General features: G+C 39.2%; 21 protein-coding genes. 1 reads left to right on the top strand and 20 read right to left on the bottom strand.

Annotation, left to right across the window (positions count from 1 at the left end):
- Positions 1-12: 12 nt before the first annotated feature.
- The 7 genes from EGX73_RS11110 to EGX73_RS11080 form a co-directional block, all read right to left on the bottom strand.
- Entirely contained in the window at positions 13-1,434 is a 1,422-nt protein-coding gene (locus tag EGX73_RS11110) for a S41 family peptidase (RefSeq protein ID WP_003126968.1), read from the bottom strand.
- Between the two features lie 75 nt (positions 1,435-1,509).
- The gene (locus EGX73_RS11105) at positions 1,510-1,731 is read right to left on the bottom strand and encodes a YozE family protein (RefSeq protein WP_003126967.1); all 222 of its coding nucleotides are present in this window, start codon (positions 1,729-1,731) and stop codon (positions 1,510-1,512) included.
- The gene (gene msrA, locus EGX73_RS11100) at positions 1,724-2,245 is read right to left on the bottom strand and encodes a peptide-methionine (S)-S-oxide reductase MsrA (protein ID WP_003126966.1); all 522 of its coding nucleotides are present in this window, start codon (positions 2,243-2,245) and stop codon (positions 1,724-1,726) included. Before msrA ends, EGX73_RS11105 begins: the two co-directional genes overlap by 8 nt.
- Positions 2,245-2,883 carry a YpmS family protein gene (locus EGX73_RS11095; protein ID WP_005472266.1) on the bottom strand — a complete coding sequence of 213 codons (639 nt, stop codon included), beginning with the start codon at positions 2,881-2,883 and terminating at the stop codon, positions 2,245-2,247. The genes msrA and EGX73_RS11095 overlap by 1 nt, the downstream gene beginning before the upstream one ends.
- A complete protein-coding gene (locus EGX73_RS11090; protein WP_285926961.1) occupies positions 2,883-3,812 on the bottom strand; it encodes an SGNH/GDSL hydrolase family protein in 930 nt (309 codons plus the stop codon). Before EGX73_RS11090 ends, EGX73_RS11095 begins: the two co-directional genes overlap by 1 nt.
- A 114-nt stretch (positions 3,813-3,926) precedes the next feature.
- Positions 3,927-4,184 (bottom strand): hypothetical protein, encoded by a 258-nt coding sequence (locus EGX73_RS11085; RefSeq protein ID WP_227173367.1) that lies wholly within the window; start codon positions 4,182-4,184, stop codon positions 3,927-3,929.
- A 209-nt stretch (positions 4,185-4,393) separates the two neighbouring features.
- Positions 4,394-5,236, bottom strand: a complete 843-nt coding sequence (locus EGX73_RS11080; protein ID WP_034704768.1) for a DegV family protein — start codon at positions 5,234-5,236, stop codon at positions 4,394-4,396.
- A gap of 126 nt (positions 5,237-5,362) precedes the next feature.
- Between EGX73_RS11080 and EGX73_RS11075 the strand changes: the two genes are divergently transcribed.
- Positions 5,363-6,016 (top strand): hemolysin III family protein, encoded by a 654-nt coding sequence (locus EGX73_RS11075; RefSeq protein WP_123866948.1) that lies wholly within the window; start codon positions 5,363-5,365, stop codon positions 6,014-6,016.
- 99 nt (positions 6,017-6,115) lie between these two features.
- On the opposite strand, the gene EGX73_RS11070 is transcribed toward EGX73_RS11075, so the two are convergent.
- From EGX73_RS11070 to EGX73_RS11010, 13 genes are all read right to left on the bottom strand, one after another.
- Positions 6,116-7,411 carry an ISL3-like element ISEfa5 family transposase gene (locus EGX73_RS11070; RefSeq protein ID WP_123866709.1) on the bottom strand — a complete coding sequence of 432 codons (1,296 nt, stop codon included), beginning with the start codon at positions 7,409-7,411 and terminating at the stop codon, positions 6,116-6,118.
- Positions 7,412-7,601: 190 nt separating this feature from the next.
- Positions 7,602-8,096 carry a dihydrofolate reductase gene (locus tag EGX73_RS11065; protein WP_003126959.1) on the bottom strand — a complete coding sequence of 165 codons (495 nt, stop codon included), beginning with the start codon at positions 8,094-8,096 and terminating at the stop codon, positions 7,602-7,604.
- Between the two features lie 3 nt (positions 8,097-8,099).
- Entirely contained in the window at positions 8,100-8,852 is a 753-nt protein-coding gene (locus EGX73_RS11060; RefSeq protein ID WP_086269259.1) for a hypothetical protein, read from the bottom strand.
- Positions 8,853-8,880: 28 nt separating this feature from the next.
- A complete protein-coding gene (locus tag EGX73_RS11055; RefSeq protein WP_086269260.1) occupies positions 8,881-9,828 on the bottom strand; it encodes a thymidylate synthase in 948 nt (315 codons plus the stop codon).
- Between the two features lie 14 nt (positions 9,829-9,842).
- Positions 9,843-11,747: an ABC-F family ATP-binding cassette domain-containing protein gene (locus EGX73_RS11050; protein WP_123866947.1), complete on the bottom strand. Its 1,905-nt coding sequence runs from the start codon at positions 11,745-11,747 to the stop codon at positions 9,843-9,845.
- 121 nt (positions 11,748-11,868) lie between these two features.
- Positions 11,869-13,905, bottom strand: coding sequence for a sodium:proton antiporter (locus tag EGX73_RS11045; RefSeq protein WP_003126955.1), 2,037 nt, complete (start codon positions 13,903-13,905; stop codon positions 11,869-11,871).
- Between the two features lie 3 nt (positions 13,906-13,908).
- Positions 13,909-14,190 carry a hypothetical protein gene (locus EGX73_RS11040; protein WP_003126954.1) on the bottom strand — a complete coding sequence of 94 codons (282 nt, stop codon included), beginning with the start codon at positions 14,188-14,190 and terminating at the stop codon, positions 13,909-13,911.
- A gap of 305 nt (positions 14,191-14,495) precedes the next feature.
- A complete protein-coding gene (locus EGX73_RS11035) occupies positions 14,496-16,616 on the bottom strand; it encodes a penicillin-binding protein 2 (protein WP_123866946.1) in 2,121 nt (706 codons plus the stop codon).
- A gap of 298 nt (positions 16,617-16,914) precedes the next feature.
- On the bottom strand, positions 16,915-18,012 hold the full coding sequence (locus EGX73_RS11030; protein WP_005472255.1) for an LCP family protein: 1,098 nt from the start codon (positions 18,010-18,012) through the stop codon (positions 16,915-16,917).
- 279 nt (positions 18,013-18,291) lie between these two features.
- Positions 18,292-19,101 (bottom strand): ABC transporter permease, encoded by an 810-nt coding sequence (locus EGX73_RS11025; protein WP_003126950.1) that lies wholly within the window; start codon positions 19,099-19,101, stop codon positions 18,292-18,294.
- A gap of 46 nt (positions 19,102-19,147) precedes the next feature.
- Positions 19,148-20,203, bottom strand: a complete 1,056-nt coding sequence (locus EGX73_RS11020; protein ID WP_003126949.1) for an ABC transporter ATP-binding protein — start codon at positions 20,201-20,203, stop codon at positions 19,148-19,150.
- Positions 20,204-20,371: 168 nt separating this feature from the next.
- Positions 20,372-20,773 carry a glycerol-3-phosphate cytidylyltransferase gene (tagD, locus tag EGX73_RS11015; protein WP_003126948.1) on the bottom strand — a complete coding sequence of 134 codons (402 nt, stop codon included), beginning with the start codon at positions 20,771-20,773 and terminating at the stop codon, positions 20,372-20,374.
- Positions 20,774-20,878: 105 nt separating this feature from the next.
- On the bottom strand, positions 20,879-21,079 hold the full coding sequence (locus EGX73_RS11010) for a cold-shock protein (protein ID WP_003126947.1): 201 nt from the start codon (positions 21,077-21,079) through the stop codon (positions 20,879-20,881).
- Between the last annotated feature and the right edge of the window lie 203 nt (positions 21,080-21,282).

Genomic DNA, 21,282 nt, shown 5'->3' with positions numbered 1-21,282 from the left:
TTTACTTTGTTACTACTTTGATAATAACTCGACAGCTTTCAAATAAGCATGATCTTCTTGTTTTAATTGATCCGTCACAGCTTTCTCAATTGCTTGTGCTGTTTCTGCATTCACTTTCCCTGTCACTTCCAGCTCAGCTTTTTGCTGAACGGCTTGAACGGCTGATACGGTGGTTTGGTCAAATGTATCTCCGGTGGTCCGATAACCTAGTGCAGAAAGAAACTGATTCAACCGATCAACTGCTTCTGAGCTTTGCCCTTCTTTCAATTCTTTGTCTCTTGGTAATGGAGCTAAATAGGCATACTCAGGAAAATCTGCTTGATGATCTGGCATTACACCTTGCTCATTGACCCATTCTTCATTTGGCGTCAGCCACTTCATGACCGTCATCTTTAACTCACTATTGTCTCCTAATTCTTTTACATTTTGTACAGTTCCTTTACCAAAGGTTTCTGTACCAACAACTGGTATATCTGCGGATTCTTGCAACGCAGCTGCAAAAATTTCTGCGGCCGATGCACTGCCGCCATCAACCAAGACGACAACCGGTTCTGTGACTTTGAATCCTTCATCAAGAGCAGCACTTGCCTTCGTTTCACTTATGACACCACTATCATCTGCAAACTTAACGATCGTTTTTCCATCTTCTAAAAACATGCTAGCCATGATCTGTACTTGATCTAAAAGTCCACCAGGATTTTGCCGGACATCCAGAATAAATGATTTTGCTCCTTTCTTTCTCAGTGACTCAATTCCTTCTTTTAATTCGGAGGCAGTACTTTCACCAAAAGTCGTAATTTCGATTTTCCCGATTTTTTTCTCACTATCAAGGTCTGTATGAACAGTATCCACTGGAATCGTATCTCGTGTAATCGATACGTCAAAGGTCTCTTTTTCCCGTTGGATCGTCAACTTGACTGTGGTCCCTTTTTTGCCACGAATGTTGTTTACAACCTCTGTTAATGACAGGCCTTTCGTTTCTTTCCCATCCACTTTCAAAATACGATCGTTTAGACGCAAACCGTTTTTCTCAGCTGGGGAGTTCTTGATAGGGGCTTGTGCCACTTCTGGATAGTCGTTGACAAGGGTAAGGGTGGCGCCAATTCCTTCAAAACTGCTTGATAAAGACTGATCCAATTCATTGGCTGCTGATTCACTAAGATACGTTGTATAAGGATCACCTAATGCATCGGTCATTCCTTTTAATGCCCCTTCGACCAAGACATCCTCATCTACTTCTTGGTAATAATTGGCACGAATTTGGTCAAAAAGCGTTTGAACTTTTTCCAGTTCATTTGATGTCGCCACTGTGGGCTGATTCTGTGGGGATTGTGTTGCAGCCGTACTTTTTTGCCAAATGTAGACACCGCCTCCCGAGAGGATCGCGACACAAATCAGTGAGATCACATAACGGTGAAAAGAAACATTTTTCATAGAAAGACACCTTTCTGTCCATTAATTTTTTAGCCTCTAGTGTAAAAAGAGAGGAAGTTTCCACTCCACTCTCTCTTATTTATTATCCTCCACATACTGTTCCCAAATACGATCAAAAATATCCATAGAAGGCAAATAATCGACGTTCAATTCTAAATAAGAAGAAACTTCATCATAATCGTCGGTATGTTTTGGGAATTGAATATCATGACTTGCATGTGTCGCAAAGATCTGTGCCTCATCAGTATGACTAGGCCCTTTGATGGCCATTAAATAAGTATAAAAACTTTTACGCATGCGTATTCTCCCAGTGATCCTCAAGAAAAGCTGCTCGTCTCGCATGATTGCGAGCAAAATTTTCAGGATGCTTTTTGTAGTATTCTTGATGCTCTTCTTCTGCCAAATAAAAAGGTTGTGCAGGTTCGATACTCGTTACGATTGGGGCATTAAAGCGACCCGATGCTTGCAAAGCGGCTTTGCTTGCTTCTGCTTTTTGTTTTTGTTCCTCATTGAAATAGAAGATGACTGGTCGGTAATTGTCTCCTCGATCTTCAAACTGCCCAAAAGCATCCGTGGGATCCGTCTGTTGCCAATAAATAGTCAATAATTCCTCAAAACTGATTTTTTCTGGATCAAAAATGATCTCAACAGCCTCTGTATGACCGGTTTTATGACTTTTTACTTCCTCGTAGGTCGGGTCAACCGTGTGTCCAGCCGTATACCCGGAAAAGATGGACTGTACTCCTTCTAACTCATCAAAAGGCTGAATCATACACCAGAAACACCCTCCCGCAAAAATTGCTCGTTCCATTATTTGTCCTCCGTTTCTGCTGGCAGATAGAGACTCATTTGGATCTCATCATCTACTAGATTGATTTTATTCGCTTTGATAAACAAGCCGTTTTGCATGCGGAATTGATCCAAGCGAATCAAAATAATTTGTTCATCCGCATTGACCTCGATCCACTCTGGAAACTTGAAGCTGCGCTTGATCATTTTTAACACTTCACTGGTCGGCAGATCTAAAGTACCAATTGATAAACTTTTGGCTTTTAACTGAACATTGCCTTCTTCGGTGACATAAGGATCAAAGTATAAGTAAAATGTGATTGGAAAGTTCAGCACTTTAAATTGACCTGTCAGTAGTGCCTCATTTCTCAACTCGAAATTGTATTTTACTTCTTGATCTTTCTGAAAATCAGTTAAATAGAAATCGATCAATTGATTGACTTGACTCTTATTACTGTTGATGGTCAAAACAGGATTACCGTCTCGTTTGACTAGTTCTGCACTTTCTGAGATCCCAGATTCACGTTGTTGAAACACCCGTGAAGCAAAAAAGACAGTTGTTCCCAACAGAATGCCTACTAAAACTAGAAAAGCAATTTTCCAGTAATTCATTTTTTTGATTGGACTTTTTTTATCCACATCATTAGTTTCTTGTTTCATTATTTTTCCTCCTTCATCAGCCAAACATTTTGGGTTTTGATTAATTCATCACGAACAGCATTCGCCATTAGCTGATACCCTAGATTGTTTGGATGGAAACGATCCCCATCATACAGTACATTGTTGGTCACTTTTGTTCCCCCAGTTTCTGAAGTACCGGTCATACCGTTGGTGGTGGAAGTTGTGGTATCCGAAGTTTCTGCTGATCCTGAAGCGCCTGCTTCAGAAGAATCCGTATCTGCGATCCCAACTTCGTCACTTAGTCCTTGGTATAGCAAGTCATTGATTGGGATAAAATAAGCATTTTGCTGTTGTTTGACAAATGTTTCTGTTGCTTTGTTCCAATTATCAATAATCGTTTGCATATCAGTAATTTCTGGAAAATTTAAATAAAAAGGATTATATATCCCTAACACATAAATGGGTGCTGTTTCATTCAGTTGACGAATCTGCTCAAACATCTCTACTAATCGTTCTTGATAGTCGGCCATGGGTTTGGTAAAAGAATCGACACTCAAACCAAAAAAATTAGTTTGAATCACTTTTAATACATCATTCCCGCCGACGGTCAATGTAATCAAGTCAGCCTTCTTTAGGTCACTGCGCAATTCTTTGTCTTTGTTCACTCGTTTCAGGATTTGATCGCTGCGCTCTCCAGCAATTCCATAGTTCGTCGTCACAACATTTGCTAAATGATACCGATCTTGCAAATCGGCTGCAACGATGGGCACAAATCCTCCTTGTTGCGTCTCATCACCGACTCCTTCAGTCAGCGAATCGCCTAAGGCCATGTAATTGATCACATTTTTGGTCTTTCCCTCTTCTGCCGTTCTCGCAACTGGTGTGAGCAATGGTTGCGCTTTTGGAATCAAAAAATGACCGAGCATTCCAGTACCTAAAGCTACGATCAATACAACTGAAAGATAAATTGCTACTTTTTTCCACTTCACGGATCTTCAATCTCCTAACCTATAATCTAAGCTATTTTATCAAAATTCTCATTAAATTCATAGTCGAAATGTTTTGATTGACGAGAAACTCAATCAACGAAGAGCAGCGAAGTATGAAGCAATTTCTACCCATCTGCTTGATTCGAGTCCCGCTTCATCAACTGCTTGGCTACTCATTGTACTCATTGTTTCGTCTGCAGTTGCTTCTAAACTTACATTAAAAAGAATGTAAAAGTCATTTTTCGAGTGACAACCATAATGATTCTTTTCAAGGTCGCGCTCGCTTGGCTCGCCGTTGCTCATCATCTGCTCTGTCACTCTTCGTGTGCAAGTCTTTGTGATTCTTTTCAAGATCGCGCTCGTTTGGCTCGCCGTTGCTCACCATCAATTCTGTCTTGCTTCGCAAGCCAATCATTGTGATTCTTTTCAAGGTTACTACGCTCGCTCAGCTCGCCTAGTACTGCTCATCATCAATTCTGTCTTGCTTCGCAAGCCAATCATTGTGATTCGCAGCAAAAAGCGATTCGTGTTTACGAATCGCTTGGATACTGTCATTAAAATTATTCGGTGTAATACGTAATGGCGAATGCGCCTTTGCCGGTATGGGTAGCGATGATTGGGGTGGTATGAAGTAGTGGAATATTCATTTCTGGGAAGAGTTGTTGCAATTCTTTTTTGAATTGTTCTGTGATCTCTAACCCCTCTGCATGAGAGATCCCTATTTGTTTCACATTCGGCATGCGTTTCAATTCGTCTTTCAATTCTTCAAACCACTTATTAAATGTTTTTACACCGCGTCCTTTTACGATTGGAATCAATTCTGAATGGTCGAAATCCATAATCACTTTCATATTTAATAAACTGGATAATAACCCTTTGGCACGACTGATTCGACCGCCTTTTACCAGATTTTCTAATGTAGAGACACCAATAAATAATTTGGTATTTTCTCGAACTTTGTCAACTTCCGGCAAAACTTCAGCTAATGTCTTACCTTCTTGTGCTAATTGAGCTGCCCGAATCACTTGGAACGACAATGCTTGATCTGTCGTATCACTATCGATCACTGTCACATTTGCTTTCGACAAATTACTTGCTTGTCTGGCAGCTTCGACAGTTCCACTCAGACCCTTCGTCATATGTATCGATAAAACGTCACTACCATCTTTTCCTAATTCATCGAACAGTTCCACAAAATGGCCAATCGGTGGTTGGCTCGTTTTTGGAAGTTCTTTTGCTTGTGCCATCATTTGCATGAATCGTTCTCCGGGCAATGAATCATCATCCGGATAAACCATCCCATCGATCATTACAGATAACGGAACTACATGGATATTCAATTGGTCTCGAACGGTTGGCTCCATCGTACAGGAGGAATCCGTTACAACTTTAAGCTTTGCCATCATACATTCACTCTCTCTTTAAATCAAGTCTCTTTTCGTGGTAAAATAACCATAGACCATTTATAATCAGTATAACAGAGAGAAAAAATTTTTTCATCTTATTTAAATTCGAAGGGAAGGTGCTTGATGGATCATATGAAATTTACACGACGCTACTTGATTCTGAATGAGGTACTCAATGCGGTGACCCATGGTATCGGATTTGGATTAAGTATAGCTGGACTCGTTATTCTTTTGATTAAAGGGGCTCGATTAGATTCCCCTATTCACATCATTTCCTATGCGATTTATGGCTCTATGATGATTTTGTTATTCTTATTCTCTACGCTCTTCCATAGTTTGATGTTCACACGAGCAAAAAAAGTTTTCCAAGTCTTTGATCACGCCTCGATTTTTTTATTGGTCGCAGGCAGTTATACGCCGTTTTGCTTGCTGAGTATTCAAGGTTGGTTGGGCTGGACACTTTTCATTTTGATTTGGTTGTTAGCCATCAGCGGGATCGTTTATAAGTCACTCACACTGCATAAAAAAGAGACGCTTTCAAAAATATCCACACTAATTTATATTAATATGGGCTGGCTCTGCGTGATTGCATTTAAACCATTGATTGCTTCACTGGGTTTTTGGGGTACCTTTCTGTTAGCAAGCGGTGGTGTCTCTTATACCGTCGGCGCATTATTCTACAGTATCAAATCCGTACGCTTCATGCATGTGGTTTGGCATTTGTTTGTTATGCTCGGAGCTGGGCTAATGTATTTTTCCGTTCTTTGGTTTACATGATCCAACCCACTTTTACTGGCTCTTTGTCAATAAGGACTGATGGGTTGTACAAAATCAAATCTGGGTCAGAATGAACCTCATTCTGGCTCAGATTTTTTGTTATCTTACTTTGATTAATTGATTGATCAAAAAGATTCTAATTCTCATGTTCTCAAATGATTTAAATCCGTAGGATACTCGTTTCATTGTCTTTATATGGGTATTCTTCGCTTCTATTTTTCCATTGGTGTAAGGATAGATCATCGCGTTGGTGATGCCTTCTTCATAGGTCAGAAGGTTTTGGAGCTTTTCCCGAAAGCCGTCATCTAACGTTTCGGGAAGTTCTGCCAATAAGGAGAAAAATAAGTCAGGGTCTTTGTCTCGAAAGGCTTCAACTAATTCATGAAAATAGGGATACGCCTCCTTCAGGGACGTAGAAAAGCCAAGCAATCGATCAATCATCATCGCTTCCGTAAGAAATGGGTATTTTGGTGATCGAAAACTTTTCCATGTTTTGTATTCATAATGGTTGATGTTTGCACGATTTTTTAGCAAAAAGCGCCAGTTCTTTTTCAGTTTTTCTGCCTGACTTTTCTGTCCTACTTTACGAAGTTCATTCATTTCACGGATACGCAACTCATTAAAGGCTTGATTCATGTGTTTGATAATATGAAACCGATCAATCACTACTTTCGCATTTGGCAGAATACGTTTGGTAAGCTGGAAGTAGGCGGCGTTCATGTCTGTGACTAAAAATTTTACTTCTTCAGGATTAGTGCAGCCTAAGAAATAGCTTGTTAATCGAGGCAATTTACGCGTAGGCAAGACATCAATTAATTGTCCTGTTTCGCCATCTGCGCAAATAAAGCTCATTTTATCTTCTATGGAAGCGTGCGAACGAAATTCATCAACCATCAATACTCTGGGGAGAATCCTCTTAGATTGCTTTGGTAAGTAGCTTTTAAACTCTTTCAACGTACGAATAACGGTGGTCAAAGATACCTGACAATTTTTCGCAATAAAAGATAAAGATACTTTTTCAGTCAGCAAAGAAGCAATTTTATATCTGACATGATTCGCGATTGAATGTCTGGGTTGAACAAAATAACTTTGAGCCGTCCAATGGGTTCGACAGTTTTTACAGGTATAGCGCTGCTTTTTTAAGCGCATAACCAAAGGCATGTGATTGTATTGTTCAAAGCGGACAATCGTTTCCTTCTTCCCATTTTTCACTACAATTACTTTCCCGTTTCCATCTACCACAGTAGAACCACAATTTCTACAGGTATGGGGAGCAGGTGAGAAAACAGCATCGACGATCAACGTCTTTTTCTTCTGAAAGGTCTCGTAAGAGACCTCTGTAATCATCAAATCTTTCTCTATTAATCGCAGCATTTTTTTGATAGAATCATTCATATAGCATATCGTCCTCTCAGTTGTTTATTTTGTCGTGATTTAATCATACTAGAGAACGATATGTTTTTTAATACCTAAAATAAAAATGGGGCTGAAGAATCAATTCTGATTCATCAGTCCCATAAATTATAGAGCCCTTTTACTTAAATAAGGCAGCTGCTACAACCATATGTTGTAACAGCTGCCTTATTTATTTTTTCTGCTTACTATAAAACTCAAACCGGTGCGGATAGATGTTCTTTTCATCCACTACGCCTTCTATGACTTTATCCAAATGCCAGTTTGACCAATCGATCTCAGGAAAGTAGACATCTCCGGTAAATGTCTCGTCGATCACTGTTCGATACAACTGATCGCAATCTTCGATCATCGATTCGAAAACTCCAGAACCCCCAGTTAGAAACACAGGATGATCTTGCTGTGCAGTATAATCCAAGACTTCTTGTCGATCATGCATAACTAATACGCCTTCTGCTTCATATGCTGTGTCACTGGTCAAAACGATTGTTGTTCGATTTGGCAATGCTTTTTTCTTCATGCCCTCAAACGTTTTTCGCCCCATAATGAGCGAATTTCCAGTAGTTTGTTCTTTGAAGAATTTCAGATCGTTTGGCAAATGCCATGGCAATGTGCCGTTTTCTCCAATCAAACCATTTTTGTCTTGTGCCCAAAGTGCAATCAACATGTTTCAAAACTCCCTTTCTAGATAAAGTGAATCTGCAATAGCCGCTGCAATCTGCAACCTTCTCATTAATTGATAAGCAGGCTGTGCTTGCAGATGATCGGTATTTCTTTCTTTATAACACAAGCCTTCGCACGCTTGATAAAAAATATGCCCTCCATGATGCTTCACTTTGGTTGGCCATTCGCCATCCGTCCATCTTGAAGAATCTGCGGATACTAGTAAAGGAATCAATTCCGCAGAAAACAAGACACTGCCGGCGGTAATATCAAGACCCTTGATATGAAAAACTTCCGCTGCAATTTCATTGACCAGCTTTTCTGTCCGCTGCCAAGCAGTTGGATGGCTTAGGAAGGCTTTCTTTGTACGTCCTAATATACAGAAAGTGTTCGTAGGAAACGGCTGACAGCTCAAAGCTGACAGTTCATCTGGGTATTCCTCACACCAAGTGATCAAACGATCAAAATCACATAATTGAAAGGAAGCGAGTTGCGGAAATGTCTTTCCAGCGCGTGCCACAGCTTGCCGACGTGCTGGACCAGCACCGACTGCTGGCAATTCAAAGAGATAGATCTGGGGCGGCAGCTGCCATAAATACCGCTTGATTTCAGGTTTCGTTACTTCAGAAACTGCTAAAATGACTTGCGAAAAATAAGAACGAAGGATCGTAATTGTTTTTTCTACATCTGATAATGAAATGGTATCTTTTGACGTAATATGCAGCGTTGCGACGATTCCCCGCTGTAAATCGTTTGTCATCTATCTTCTCACTCCCAACTGTAATAAGTTAGACAGCGATCGGTGCCTTGATCGTGGGATGCGGATCGTAGCCTTCAATCGTGATATCTCCCATCTCAAAGTCAAAAATCGATTGTTTCTCAGGATTTAAGTGCAACGTAGGTGCAGAACGAATTGTTCGGGAAAGCTGCTCTTTCATTTGTTCCATATGATTGCTATACAGATGGGCATCCCCTAAAGTATGGATAAATTCGCCGACTTGGAGTCCTGTCTCGTGAGCGATCAAGTGAGTCAATAACGCATAGCTAGCAATGTTGAAAGGCACCCCCAAAAAAACATCGGCACTTCGTTGATAAAGCTGACAACTTAGTCGACCTTCATGAACATAAAACTGAAACATGGTATGGCAAGGAGGCAGCGCCATCGACGGCACATCTTCTGGATTCCATGCGGAAACAATCAAGCGCCGAGAATCTGGCGTTGTTTTGATCATTTCAATCACTTCTTTGATCTGATCAATAAATTCCCCTTTAGTAGTTTCCCAATGACGCCATTGATACCCGTAAACATGACCTAGATCACCAAATTTTTCTGCAAATGCTTCGTCATTTAAAATACGTTCGCAAAATTTTTGCAATTCCTCTTGATAGCTGGCATTGAATTCTTCATCAATTAATGAGCGACGGCCAAAATCAGTCATATCAGGACCTGTATAGTCCTCACTTTTAATATACCGCTCAAAAGCCCATTCATCCCAAATGTGATTCTTGTGTTGCAGTAAGAATCGAATATTGGTATCTCCTTTAAGAAACCAGAGTAACTCGCTTTTGATCAGACCAAAAGGTACGCGCTTGGTTGTCAATAATGGAAATCCTTGAGAGAGGTCAAATCGCATTTGATGACCAAAAATACTTTTGGTTCCAGTCCCTGTGCGATCCCCTTTGACATTTCCCGTTTCTAAAATTTTTTTCCCTAAATCAAGATATGCTTGTTCCATAATGGGCCTCCTTATTAGTCGTCTGAAAACTCGCTTAAATATTCCCAGCGTGTCATTTTTTCTTCTAACAATTGTTCTGTTTCTGTAACTTCTGCTTGGAGCTGCTGTAATTTCGTAAAGTCATCCCCCTGCTGATTCATCGCTTCAGTTAGTGCGTCGACTCGTTCTTCTAACAGAGCAATCTCATCTTCGATCGTTGCCCATTCTTTTTGTTCCATGTAGCTTAGTTTCTTTTTGACTGGCTTTTCGGAAACAAATTTGCTTTGTAGCCCTTTGTCAGGTTGTGAGGCTGCAGTTTTCTTTGTGCCCTGTTTCGTTGCTGTCTTTTGTAAATATTCGTTTATCGAACCATAGAAGCGAACAATTTGCGCGTTGCCTTCAAAAATAAGTAATTTTTCAGCAACTTTATCTAAAAAGTAACGGTCATGAGAAACTGTAATTACGGCACCAGGAAATGATTCAAGATAGTTCTCCAAAACAGTTAATGTATCAATATCCAAATCATTCGTTGGCTCATCCAACAATAGAACATTTGGTTGACCAATCAATAATTTCAATAAGAATAGGCGGCGTTTTTCACCACCAGATAATTTACCGATCTTTGTTCCGTGCATGAAACGGGGGAACAAAAATTGTTCCAGCATTTCCGCTACACTGACATGGGCACCATCTGTTTTTTCTACTTCTTCTGCTGCCTCTTGTAAATAAGCAATCATCCGCTGTTCCGGATCCATCGTCTCATTGGTTTGCGTATAATAAGCTAATTTGACGGTTGAGCCAATAATCCGTGTTCCTGAATCTAATGAGAGACGTCCCGCCAACACATTCAGCAAGGTTGATTTACCTGCACCATTCTCACCAGTAATGCCTAAACGTTCTCGCGACTGAATCAATAAATCAAATTGAGATAGAATTGGTTTGCCTTCAATTGCATAACTACCTTCTTTGATTTCCAGCACTTGCTTACCTAAACGTGAGGTCGCAACATCAATCTGCACTTCTCCATTCCGCTTGACTTGGTTCATATTCTCTTTCAAATCGTCGAAACGATCAATTCGCGCTTGTTGCTTAGTCGTTCTCGCTTTGGCGCCTGTCCGAATCCATGCCAGCTCGTGCTTATATAACTGTTGCCGTTTTTCTTCTTGGGTTTCTTCAATACGTTCTCTTTCTGCTCTGGCTAATAAATAGTCCTCGTAATTTCCTTGATATTCATAAAGTTTACCAAAAGAGAGTTCAAACACGCGATTGGCTACCCGGTCAAGAAAATAGCGATCATGAGTGACCATCATCAGTGCGCCGCGATAGTTTTTCAAATAGCCTTCTAGCCATTGGATAGCTTCATAGTCAAGATGGTTCGTCGGCTCATCCAACAATAGTAAATCCGGTTCATCGATCAACACTTGCGCTAACCCCACCCGTTTTTTTTGCCCACCTGAAAGTTCATTGACTGGTTGTTTTAAATCTGAAATCCCTAATTTCTGCAAAATGATTTTTGCCGTTGTATCCGTATTCCAAGCATCTGTTTTATTCATAGCTTCTTCTGCTCTGCTGTAGGCAGCTTGCACTGTAGGATCTGAGCCATTTTGTTCCAGCTGAATCAAAGCTTTCTCATAGTCACGAACGGTTTTGACTAATGGACTTGTTCCTTGGAAGACCGCATCAACAACCGATAATTCTTCTTTTAATTGACTTTCTTGCGCCAAAAAGCCGATTCGATAATCTTGTGGTTTAAAAACAGAGGGACGGTCGCCATCTCCGGCTTCAATTCCAGCCAAGATCGTCAGTAAACTTGATTTGCCTGTCCCATTGACACCAATCAAGCCAATCCGGTCTTTCTCATGTATCAGAAAAGAAAGCTGATCAAATAATGTTTTATCGCCGTAAGTTTTTGTAAGCTCACTTACTTTTAATTCTTTCACAGAATCCCTCCTGAGATCTATTTTTCTTCGCCCATTGTACCACATAAGCATGACAGGGTCTTTAAGAAAAAAGAAAAAAACAACCGCTCCATCTCAACCCTGAGACGAAGAAGTTGTTGTTTTATCTACGAAACATTCGCTGTTTCGGCTGTTCATCTGCGCGAGCCATCGCATAAGATTCCAAGAGATTTACGTTGCGTCGATATTCGTTTGCAGAGATCGTTGGAATTTTTTCGGCTACCTCATATTCATCGATCGTTTTTCGTTCTAAATAATAGCCTCGTAAAACTTTTTTGACAAAAATCGGTTCTTGTTCAATCATGATAGTCTCAATGAAGTTATTATGCTCAAAACGCTTTAAGCTCATTTCCCTTTGACGTATAAAGAAGTTGATCAAAGATGAATCGTAGACATCTTCTAAGTTGCTTAAACTATGAAAAATATAATCACTGTTTTTGATATAGATTTTTTGTACTTCTGATATATCTCTTTGTTTCAATGCATCCTTCAGCTGCTGCTGGCGCTGCCAAAACAGCTTGGGATGAAAAATGATCCGTACAAAACGTTGAATGATCAAAAGCCAAAAACTGAAAAAAGACAAGAACTGTTTTGCTAACGAATGCTGCTGCTGCGAAATGAACCGGGAATAAAAGCGATACCCATTGGAGCTAACCTCACCTTTTCGGTAGGCTTCATCCAAACCATCCTGTTCAATGGATAGAATCAATCCTTGAATTTCCTGTATCTCTTGCTTTTCAGAATCAGTTAAACTATTGCGATACAATTCCCAGCGTCGATTTTCATAAGTATTGATTACTGCATCTGTCGCTAAGCGCTCTTTGGCATCCGTAATTTCTTTCTCTTCTTCTTCCAAGATCTGGATGACTTCTTCTAAAATCAGCAACTGATTGAAATCAACAGATTCGGCAGCTTCACCATCTGCCAAATAGGGCAAGACAAGTACACTGATCACTAAAGTCGCTAAGATGACACAAGCCGTCAAAAATAAGAGCAAACTGCGGGCTTCAAATTGGTCACCGTTGATCGTTACAGGCAAGATAAAAATTGCCGCTAAGCTGACCGTTCCTTTGACCCCTCCAAAGGTCAACAAAGCTACTTGCTTCAAGTCCACGATTTTTTTTGATTGTAAAAACTGATAATAAAAAAGAAGGAATAAGAAACGAATGAAGAAGATAACGAGCGTTACTACTACGATGGTCAAGACTAAATGACCGTTTGCATAAGAATTGCTTTCCCAAATGGGTGAAAATACTTGCGAAAGTTCAATCCCTAAAAATAAAAAAACAAGGGCGTTCAACGTAAATACAATTGTTGACCACGTACTTTCAGAGATATTGGCTAGTTCCGCATCGAACAAAGAGACTCGTCGTCTTCTTTGTGCTTGCGCTACACCGGCAACAACTGCCGCAATGATACCAGATACTCCAACCATTTCTGCAATCAAGTAGGCTGCAAAAGGCAATAGTAGTTCGATCAACAGATAAACAGTGACATCTTGGGCAGATATTTTTTCAATAAAGCGAATGATCCGCCGTTTTAACCAAACGATCAAGTAACCAATCAAGCCGCCGCCAATACTCGAAAAAAGCAATTGAAAGCCAGCCCCCATAACAGAAAAGCTACCAGTGACTAAAGCAACGATAGCAAATTGGAGCGCTGTTACCCCGGAAGCATCATTCAAAAGACCTTCGCCTTCTAAAATATGCATGATGTTCTTGGAAATTTTTAAGCGTTTCGCTAAAGATGAGACGGCTACCGCATCTGTTGGTCCTAAGGCAGCGCCAAAAGCATAACAAGCAGCCAAAGGAATCGATGGCATCAGCCAATGCAGTGTCGTTCCCACTGCAAATAAGGTCAGCAAAACACCGCCAAAGGCCAGAAACAAAACGATCTTACTGTTCTTCAAGATTTCCGGAACATCGGCTCGTTCTCCTTCTCGAAACAATAGCGGTCCAATGATCATCACTAGAAACATCTCTGGTTCGAATGCGATTTCTTGTCCCATTTCAGTCAATCCTAGCAGAATGCCTAAGATAATCTGAATGAAGAAAATCGGTACTGATGGCAGTATTTTGCTGACAATATTTGAAAAGGTCACGAGGATCGCGATGATGATGATAAGTTCAATAAATTCCATCCATTATCCTCTTTTCTTTCGAATTGCGATTAATAACTCAAGAAAATGTTCTTTTTTCATGAGAATCTTATGATCGAGCTGATTCAACTCCTTTTCATTTTTTTCGATTTCACATTGAATCCGTCTTGATTCTAGACGAAATAATTCATGTTTCATGCGTTCAAATTTGCGAAACAGCAATGGATTCTTCCGTTGCAAATATTCGCGGATTTCTTTTTTTTCTGCTGGTGAGAACTCCCCTAGGCGTTCCATCAATTCTTGTTTCGTTAAACATTGCTTCGTCATGATAGCCCCCTGCAATTCTAGTCAATTATAATAGAAGTCAGTTAAAATGAAAAATGATTGAAACCAATCCTGCTTTTTCATTTCTTGTTGACCGAGAGTATTCTATGCCATTCAACCAAAAATAGCAAGACCCACTTACTAAAAAAGAGGTTTCTCTCCGAATTATTGATAATCTCTTAATAATTCCGATAGAAAGTATTTTGCTATAAAAAAAGTTGATGAACCGTCCTTCACTGATTTGGAAAATCATCAGCGAACGAACCGTTCATCAACTCCCTCTTACTCATTCAACGATTATGCCTTGCTTATTTCATATATAAATCATAGTAAGTATCCATGATTTCTTTCACGATTTTTACGTTTGGATGCGAAGTAGTTGAAGATTTAACCTGTGGTAAAACCACTGCAACTGCTATATCTGCATCATCACTTGGTCCATAAGCAACAATATTTAGGTTGACCAGATTGATGGTTTTGCCATTTTCATCGACAATCGGTGTCTCCGCAGTACCCGTTTTCGCAGAAAGTTCCATTTTAGCAGAAGCTAGTCCTGTTGCTGTAGCCCAAGCATCTGTTCCATGAACGGCATCATAAAATCCATTTTGAATGATTTTCATCTGATCAGTAGTTAAACCAACTTCGTTCAAAACGGTAGGTTCTACCGCTGATTTCAAGCTTCCTAAACCACCGGTTTCATCATTCCCATAGATACCCGAAACGATATGTGGCTGCAATCGTTGGCCGCCATTGGCCACAGTTGCTGCATATTGAGCCAATTGTAATGTCGTATAGGTATCAAACTGTCCGAAGGCTAAGTCCAGGATCTTACCGCCATCACTGACCGTATCTAATTTGTCGACAGGTGTGCTGATCCCTGTTGCTTCGCCAGGAAGATCGATCCCTGTTTTCGTCCCCATCCCAAAAGAGGCAAAGGCTGTACGCAGCTTACTGTAGGCTTCTGTTTGACGATCAACTGTTGGAATTGAAATTCCAGGCTGATACTCAATGCCCATCAAGCGTAAAGCAACCTGCATCATGTAGGAGTTGGAAGAAACTTCTAAGGCTTGTTCAGCTGACAAATTGCGGTTGTTTGCTCCTGTCGGGTTAAAGATCGAAGCTTTGACATCAGAGCCGATGCGGATTGGTTGGTCATATAAGACTTCATTCCCATTCAAGACACCATTTTCCCAACCAGCTGCTAACGTACCACCTTTGACTACAGACCCTGGAACAAAAGCATTGATGAAGGTTCCGATTGCATTCTCTTGCAATTTGCTTGATTCTGCCTCATGTTGATAACCTGACATTGCCAAAATCCCGCCAGTTTTAGGATTGATCGCAACAGCATAGACTCCAGGCGAGTATTCTGCAGCTCCTGAATCCATCAAAGACTTAAAGTTATCTTGTAAGATTTCATCAACTTCTTTTTGGAACTTGGCATCTAGCGTCAGTACAAGATTATCTCCCTTAGAGCCCGCATAGATTTCTTTTTGGCTTTCAATATTATTGCTATTGTCTAATGTGATTTGAGACTTTGATTTTGATCCTTGAAGGACTTCTTCATATTGCTTCTCTAAATAACTTCGTCCTACACGATCATTACGAGCATACCCTTTCGCTAGATATTCATCCAAATTTTCTTCAGGGATCCCTTGTTCTTCTGTTGTCACAGTTCCGATCAAACTTGCCAATGAACTGCCTTCAACAATTTTTCTAGTCCAGTCTGTGCCAGTCGAAACTCCGGGAAGTTCGGTCATATTCTCAGCCACAATTGCTAGTTCTTCATCAGATACATCAGAATTTTTTAAATAAACAGTGCTTAAAGATTGTGCACTATTCATTCGTTTAAAAATGGAAGCTACTTTTAACTGATCATCATTAAAGGCAATATCCTCATCCGTTACTTTATCGACAGTTGCCACATACTGATCAGAAGCCCCGAGCGCTTTTTGCTTGGAACTTAATTGATCTTGCGCTTTCTTCAAATTTTCAGGATCTGCCAACCAAAAATCTTTTAGGTCCCGCTCTGTCAGATTCTTATCGATTGGAATATCGATCAATGTAGCTAGTTTTTGTGCAGTCTTCAATAAATCTTCAGCTGTCATCTTATTTCCTCTTGTAAAGGTAATGGCTGCATTGGCTTGATTTTTGACAAGCGGTTTGCCAGATGCATCATAAATCATTCCTCGTGGAGAGCTGCCATTGACTTCTACCACGGATGAAGCTTTCAATTGCTTCTCAATATTATCACCATTGACGATTTGTAAATAACCTAATTGCACGATCAACGCAACAAAAAGACCAAAAATCACAAAAAAGAGAAAATTCAATCGAAAGGGAACATGGGATTTGCGATAAGATTTTGTCTTAGGCTCCTCAGGCCCTTTTCGTATATTCTTAATGACTTTATCTTTTAGATTCTTCATCTCTTCTATCCTCTCATTTCAAACTGCTTACCGTCTTATTTTACCAAAAATTTTCAATATAAACAGAAGAAATCAAAATTATCCAAGTATCCTTAGAGAAAATTATAAGAATTCGTTCTCATCCACTGTAATGTTTCACAGTTACGCAAAAAGATTTTTTTGTTGAGAAAAAATCTGCTACACTTTAAGCTTTCTTAATCTTTTCCAATTTTAATCCCGTGAAACACATTTTTCTAACTTCCATCTGTGGAAAAGTAAAAAGCAAACGATCAATGACCGTTTGCTTTGGTTTTCATTATTAATATCCAGAGTAATCGCCAGTATCTTCCTGATACCCGGCTCCATCATCATAAATGTCTGACGGTTCACCTGGATTCTCATTTGAGTTTTCTTCACTATTGTAATTCGTATCGTCGTACAATTGATAGTTTGTATAACCATCAGTATGTTCATCTCCTTGAGACAAAGTCTCGCTGGTAGGAAGATTCAGTTGTTCTTTCAATTTATTTTGCATTTCCAGCAATTGATTGATACCTAATAATTGGTAATAGACCCCATTCATCATTTGGCCTTCACCTTGCAATTGTTCTTGATCGATTGTCGTGAACGCAGGCAAATAATTGGTAGCGATATCCATCATGTCATCCCAAGTCAAATCTGTTTTTGAATTCTTTTCAACAGCTTTTAATATTTTTTGATAATTGCTGACGCCATCCAAGCTCATTACTTTTTTAACGATCTTAGTGACAACTTCTCTTTGCCGTTTTTGACGTCCAATGTCGCCTTCCGGATCTTGTTTTCGCATGCGTGCATAGGCAAGACCGGTTTTCCCATCTAAAGTAATGGTTCCTTTAGGCACATGCACTCCTTCCAGAGTAAAATCGATTTTATTAGTGACTTCGATGCCTCCAACTGCATCGATCAAATCTCGCATACCTTGCATGTTAATCGTAACATAATGGTCAATAGGAATGTCTAACAGATTTTCAACGGAATCCATCGACATTGCTTCGCCACCAAAGGCATATGCATGGTTCAGCTTATCCAACATGCCATACCCAACAATTTGAGTGTAGATATCACGGTCAAGACTAACGATCGTTGATTGTTTCTTGGCAGGATTAACCGTAACGACCATCATACTATCTGAACGCCCTTGTTCGGTTCTCCCCAACGCTCCAGTATCAATCCCAAGCAAAAGAATCGAAAAGGGTTCTCTATCTTCAATACTTACTGCCGTTTCACGTTTTTTCGTCTTACGATCCGCACTTTGCGTAATATTATTGAACGTTTTATTCGTATCATCGTATACTTTCATTCCATAGACAGTGACACCGACAATACTTACTGCCACCAAGCCCAACAATCCTAAAATTACTTTTTGATATAAACGCATCCTACACCTCTATCACAAAATTATTAGGTAATCGTTTAAATTTTGCCACAATTTTACAAATTCAGCAATCTTGCTTCTGTTTTATTACAGAATCTTAACACGATTGCAACAAAAATGAAACGATAAAGAATTTGTTATTTTAACTTTTAACGGCGTACATCCCTATTCATTAACACATCTAAAAAAACTATCCTAAGGAAAGTAAGAGACACGCTTTAACAGACCCCTTCATTCCTTCGGATAGTTTTTTGTATTAATTGAAAAATAGTTTTTTTATACTTAAATATAATCCACAAATCGCGCTCTAAACTTCATGTGTAGATGACTACCTATTATCAATAGTGTTAAAGTCATTCCCCAAAAAATTAAGGTGTAGGTCGTTTTTTCCCAAACCCAACCACGTGATAAAAAGGCATCTCTAAAGCCTTCAATCAAATAATAAAAGGGATTTAAACGTAATAGCTTAATTAACCATTCCGGCATATTTCGATTATTGATATCCCAAATTGGTCCTGAAACATAAAACAACAAACGTAATACTGATTGTAAGAAAATATGATAGTCACGTATCAATACTGTAATGGTCGCATTTAATAATCCGAAAGCAAATAAGAAAATAACCATCGCAATAAAGTAATAAATAAATTGCAACCAATAAACGGACGGTGTTACTCCCGCCCATAAGAGCGAGCCAATCACAATAGCTACCATAGGGATATAAGATGACAAGTTACTGATAATATTGATTGACGGCAAGATACTTACTGGAAATTTCATTTTGGCTACCATACCAACTTGTCGGTGAATACTATTGGACGCTCCAAGTACCGAAGAATTGATATAAAACCAAGCTGTGATCCCAATCAACATCCAAATAATAAATGGTACGCCATCTACTTTCCGATTACCATTGACTCCTAGCCCAAAGACTAAATAATAGATACCAATTTGAATCGCAGGGTTCAAGATTTGCCATGCAAGACCAAGATAGTGGCTTTGATAGGTTGCTTTGTCCTCGTATCGAGACATACGGAAAATAATTCCCGCATGATTAAATTGTTCTTTTATTACTGCAGCAATTTCTTTCACTAAACTCTTCCTTTTCTATCTAAACTAAATAAAGAAATAGTTATCTTTACTTGAAAACTTGTACAATTGCATCAACCGGATGCTTTAGCGCATAGCTAATGGATCTGCCACTGAAAGAAACAAGAGAGCAAAACAGTGTTCCTACTATCGCAAGAGTCAAAAGTCCTTTAGTTGGAATCGTCATCTTCTCACCTAAAGGAGTTCGTTTAAGGTTCTTCTGAATCATTTGTTCAGATAGATGCTGCTCTTTCAGCAAGCTATCATCTTGGCTTTTTTCAGCTAATTTTTCTAGATTAAATGCCTTTTGATTTTCTTTGTATTTATCTTGGTAAGCTTTTTGTTCTTTTTTCGGTTGCTTCTTGAACCAGTCGATAAACTTGCGATATTCCGCCATTACTTCCTCAGTCGGACCAAACATGCGCAAATCGCCGTAATGCATCCAGATTGTACGGTCACATAATTTTTCAACTTGTCCTAAAGCATGGCTGACAAAGAAAATAGTCTTGCCGGACTCTTTGAATTCCATGATTTTATCCACACATTTTTGATAAAAAGTTTCGTCTCCAACAGATAAAGCTTCATCAATGATCAAAATATCTGGATCATTATGAACAGCAATGGCAAACCCTAAACGTGACTTCATCCCACTGGAATAGCTTTTTACAGGTTGATTAATAAAATCACCTAAATCGGCAAATGCTACGATTTCATCCATTTTTTTATCGATTTCTTTATTGGTCATTCCAGACATCAATGCTTTTAGACGAATATTTTCTAAACCTGTCAATTGATATTTTAATCCGGCTCCAATTGCGATAATCGACGTATCGCCATTGACTTCCATTGTGCCTGATGTTGGAGGAATAATGCCACTGATCACATTTGAAAGCGTTGATTTTCCAGAACCATTTATCCCAATGATCCCTACAGACTCTCCTGCACGCACTTCAAAACTAACGCCTTTTAATGCCCAAAAACGTGGAACATTTCGATGATAAAATTTGAATAATGCTTTCACTTTGTCTGATTTCTTTTTGTATAGGTCATATTCCTTTGTAACCAAAGTACTACGAACTTTTATTTCTTTTTCCACTTTCTTCATCCATTCTCAAAGAAATTCTATTCATTTGCTACAACTCAAGCTACATCATATCATATTTTCCTCTAAGACAAAATAAACAACGAAAAACATCTAATAAATTTTAAGAAAAAAACGGAAATAGTGTACAAAAAAAGGCACCATTTAAAGATACCTTTTATGCTTTAAGTATTAATTATTTATTTTTAAGTCTTTTTTGATCTGTGTCGTTGATATTTCAGGCGTTCTAGCTAAATAAACAACTTCGGCATCTGTTTCTTCTTGAATGAAATCAAATTTACCAGCCCAATCATCACCCATGACAAAAGTATCCACGTGGTACTCTTTGACGTCAGAAACTTTTTGTTCCCAGTTTTTTTCAGGAATAACTAAATCAACATAGCGAATAGCCTCTAATAACTGTTTACGTTTTTCATAAGAAAAGTAGCATTTCTTCTGTTTTTCATCCCAATTGAACTCGTCCGTAGACAATGCCACGATCAAATAGTCTCCTTGTTCTTTTGCTCGGCGCAATAAATTGATATGACCATAATGGAGCAAATCAAATGTCCCATACGTAATTACTCGTTTCATCAAATATCCCTCATTTTTAATCTATTTATAATACACTGAAGATAACAAATTTGGCCGAAAATAGCAAATTAAAAAAAGCTGAGGTCCCCCTCAGCTTGTTCTAGTTTAGATTTTCGTGACTTCTGCCGCTTGCGGTCCCCGGGCGCCTTCGACAATCGAAAACTCGACTTCTTGACCTTCTTCTAAAGACTTAAAGCCATCTCCTTGGATCGCAGAAAAATGAACAAAGACATCATCTCCGCCATCAACTGTAATAAACCCAAAACCTTTTTCATTATTGAACCATTTTACTTTTCCATGTTCCATGCGTGTAAATCCTCCAGTAATTAAAATAAGACGCTTCCGTCTTCAATATTATAGCTGAAAATGAAAGCGTTAGCAATATGTTTCAAAAAATAAAACTACCCCCAACGAATCAAAGGTAGCAGTGAGAACTTATGGTTAACACGAAGCTGATGCTAAGATGCAACGTGCTTTCTTTTATCGTTGGGATAGTTTTATTCTGATTA

Origin of the sequence: Enterococcus sp. FDAARGOS_553 (assembly GCF_003812305.1) — a bacterium.
GTDB lineage: Bacteria > Bacillota > Bacilli > Lactobacillales > Enterococcaceae > Enterococcus_D > Enterococcus_D gallinarum.
Note: the sequence above shows the minus strand (reverse complement) of the source record. Positions and strands in the feature narration are given on the sequence as shown.

What these genes read in the sequence shown, in the direction of transcription:
- EGX73_RS11110 (WP_003126968.1), bottom strand. Translation starts at nt 1,434, where the DNA reads ATGAAAAATGTTTCTTTTCACCGTTATGTGATCTCACTGATTTGTGTC.
- EGX73_RS11105 (WP_003126967.1), bottom strand. Translation starts at nt 1,731, where the DNA reads ATGCGTAAAAGTTTTTATACTTATTTAATGGCCATCAAAGGGCCTAGT.
- msrA (WP_003126966.1), bottom strand. Translation starts at nt 2,245, where the DNA reads ATGGAACGAGCAATTTTTGCGGGAGGGTGTTTCTGGTGTATGATTCAG.
- EGX73_RS11095 (WP_005472266.1), bottom strand. Translation starts at nt 2,883, where the DNA reads ATGAAACAAGAAACTAATGATGTGGATAAAAAAAGTCCAATCAAAAAA.
- EGX73_RS11080 (WP_034704768.1), bottom strand. Translation starts at nt 5,236, where the DNA reads ATGGCAAAGCTTAAAGTTGTAACGGATTCCTCCTGTACGATGGAGCCA.
- EGX73_RS11075 (WP_123866948.1), top strand. Translation starts at nt 5,363, where the DNA reads ATGGATCATATGAAATTTACACGACGCTACTTGATTCTGAATGAGGTA.
- EGX73_RS11070 (WP_123866709.1), bottom strand. Translation starts at nt 7,411, where the DNA reads ATGAATGATTCTATCAAAAAAATGCTGCGATTAATAGAGAAAGATTTG.
- EGX73_RS11065 (WP_003126959.1), bottom strand. Translation starts at nt 8,096, where the DNA reads ATGTTGATTGCACTTTGGGCACAAGACAAAAATGGTTTGATTGGAGAA.
- EGX73_RS11060 (WP_086269259.1), bottom strand. Translation starts at nt 8,852, where the DNA reads ATGACAAACGATTTACAGCGGGGAATCGTCGCAACGCTGCATATTACG.
- EGX73_RS11055 (WP_086269260.1), bottom strand. Translation starts at nt 9,828, where the DNA reads ATGGAACAAGCATATCTTGATTTAGGGAAAAAAATTTTAGAAACGGGA.
- EGX73_RS11045 (WP_003126955.1), bottom strand. Translation starts at nt 13,905, where the DNA reads ATGGAATTTATTGAACTTATCATCATCATCGCGATCCTCGTGACCTTT.
- EGX73_RS11040 (WP_003126954.1), bottom strand. Translation starts at nt 14,190, where the DNA reads ATGACGAAGCAATGTTTAACGAAACAAGAATTGATGGAACGCCTAGGG.
- EGX73_RS11035 (WP_123866946.1), bottom strand. Translation starts at nt 16,616, where the DNA reads ATGAAGAATCTAAAAGATAAAGTCATTAAGAATATACGAAAAGGGCCT.
- EGX73_RS11030 (WP_005472255.1), bottom strand. Translation starts at nt 18,012, where the DNA reads ATGCGTTTATATCAAAAAGTAATTTTAGGATTGTTGGGCTTGGTGGCA.
- EGX73_RS11020 (WP_003126949.1), bottom strand. Translation starts at nt 20,203, where the DNA reads ATGAAGAAAGTGGAAAAAGAAATAAAAGTTCGTAGTACTTTGGTTACA.
- tagD (WP_003126948.1), bottom strand. Translation starts at nt 20,773, where the DNA reads ATGAAACGAGTAATTACGTATGGGACATTTGATTTGCTCCATTATGGT.
- EGX73_RS11010 (WP_003126947.1), bottom strand. Translation starts at nt 21,079, where the DNA reads ATGGAACATGGAAAAGTAAAATGGTTCAATAATGAAAAAGGTTTTGGG.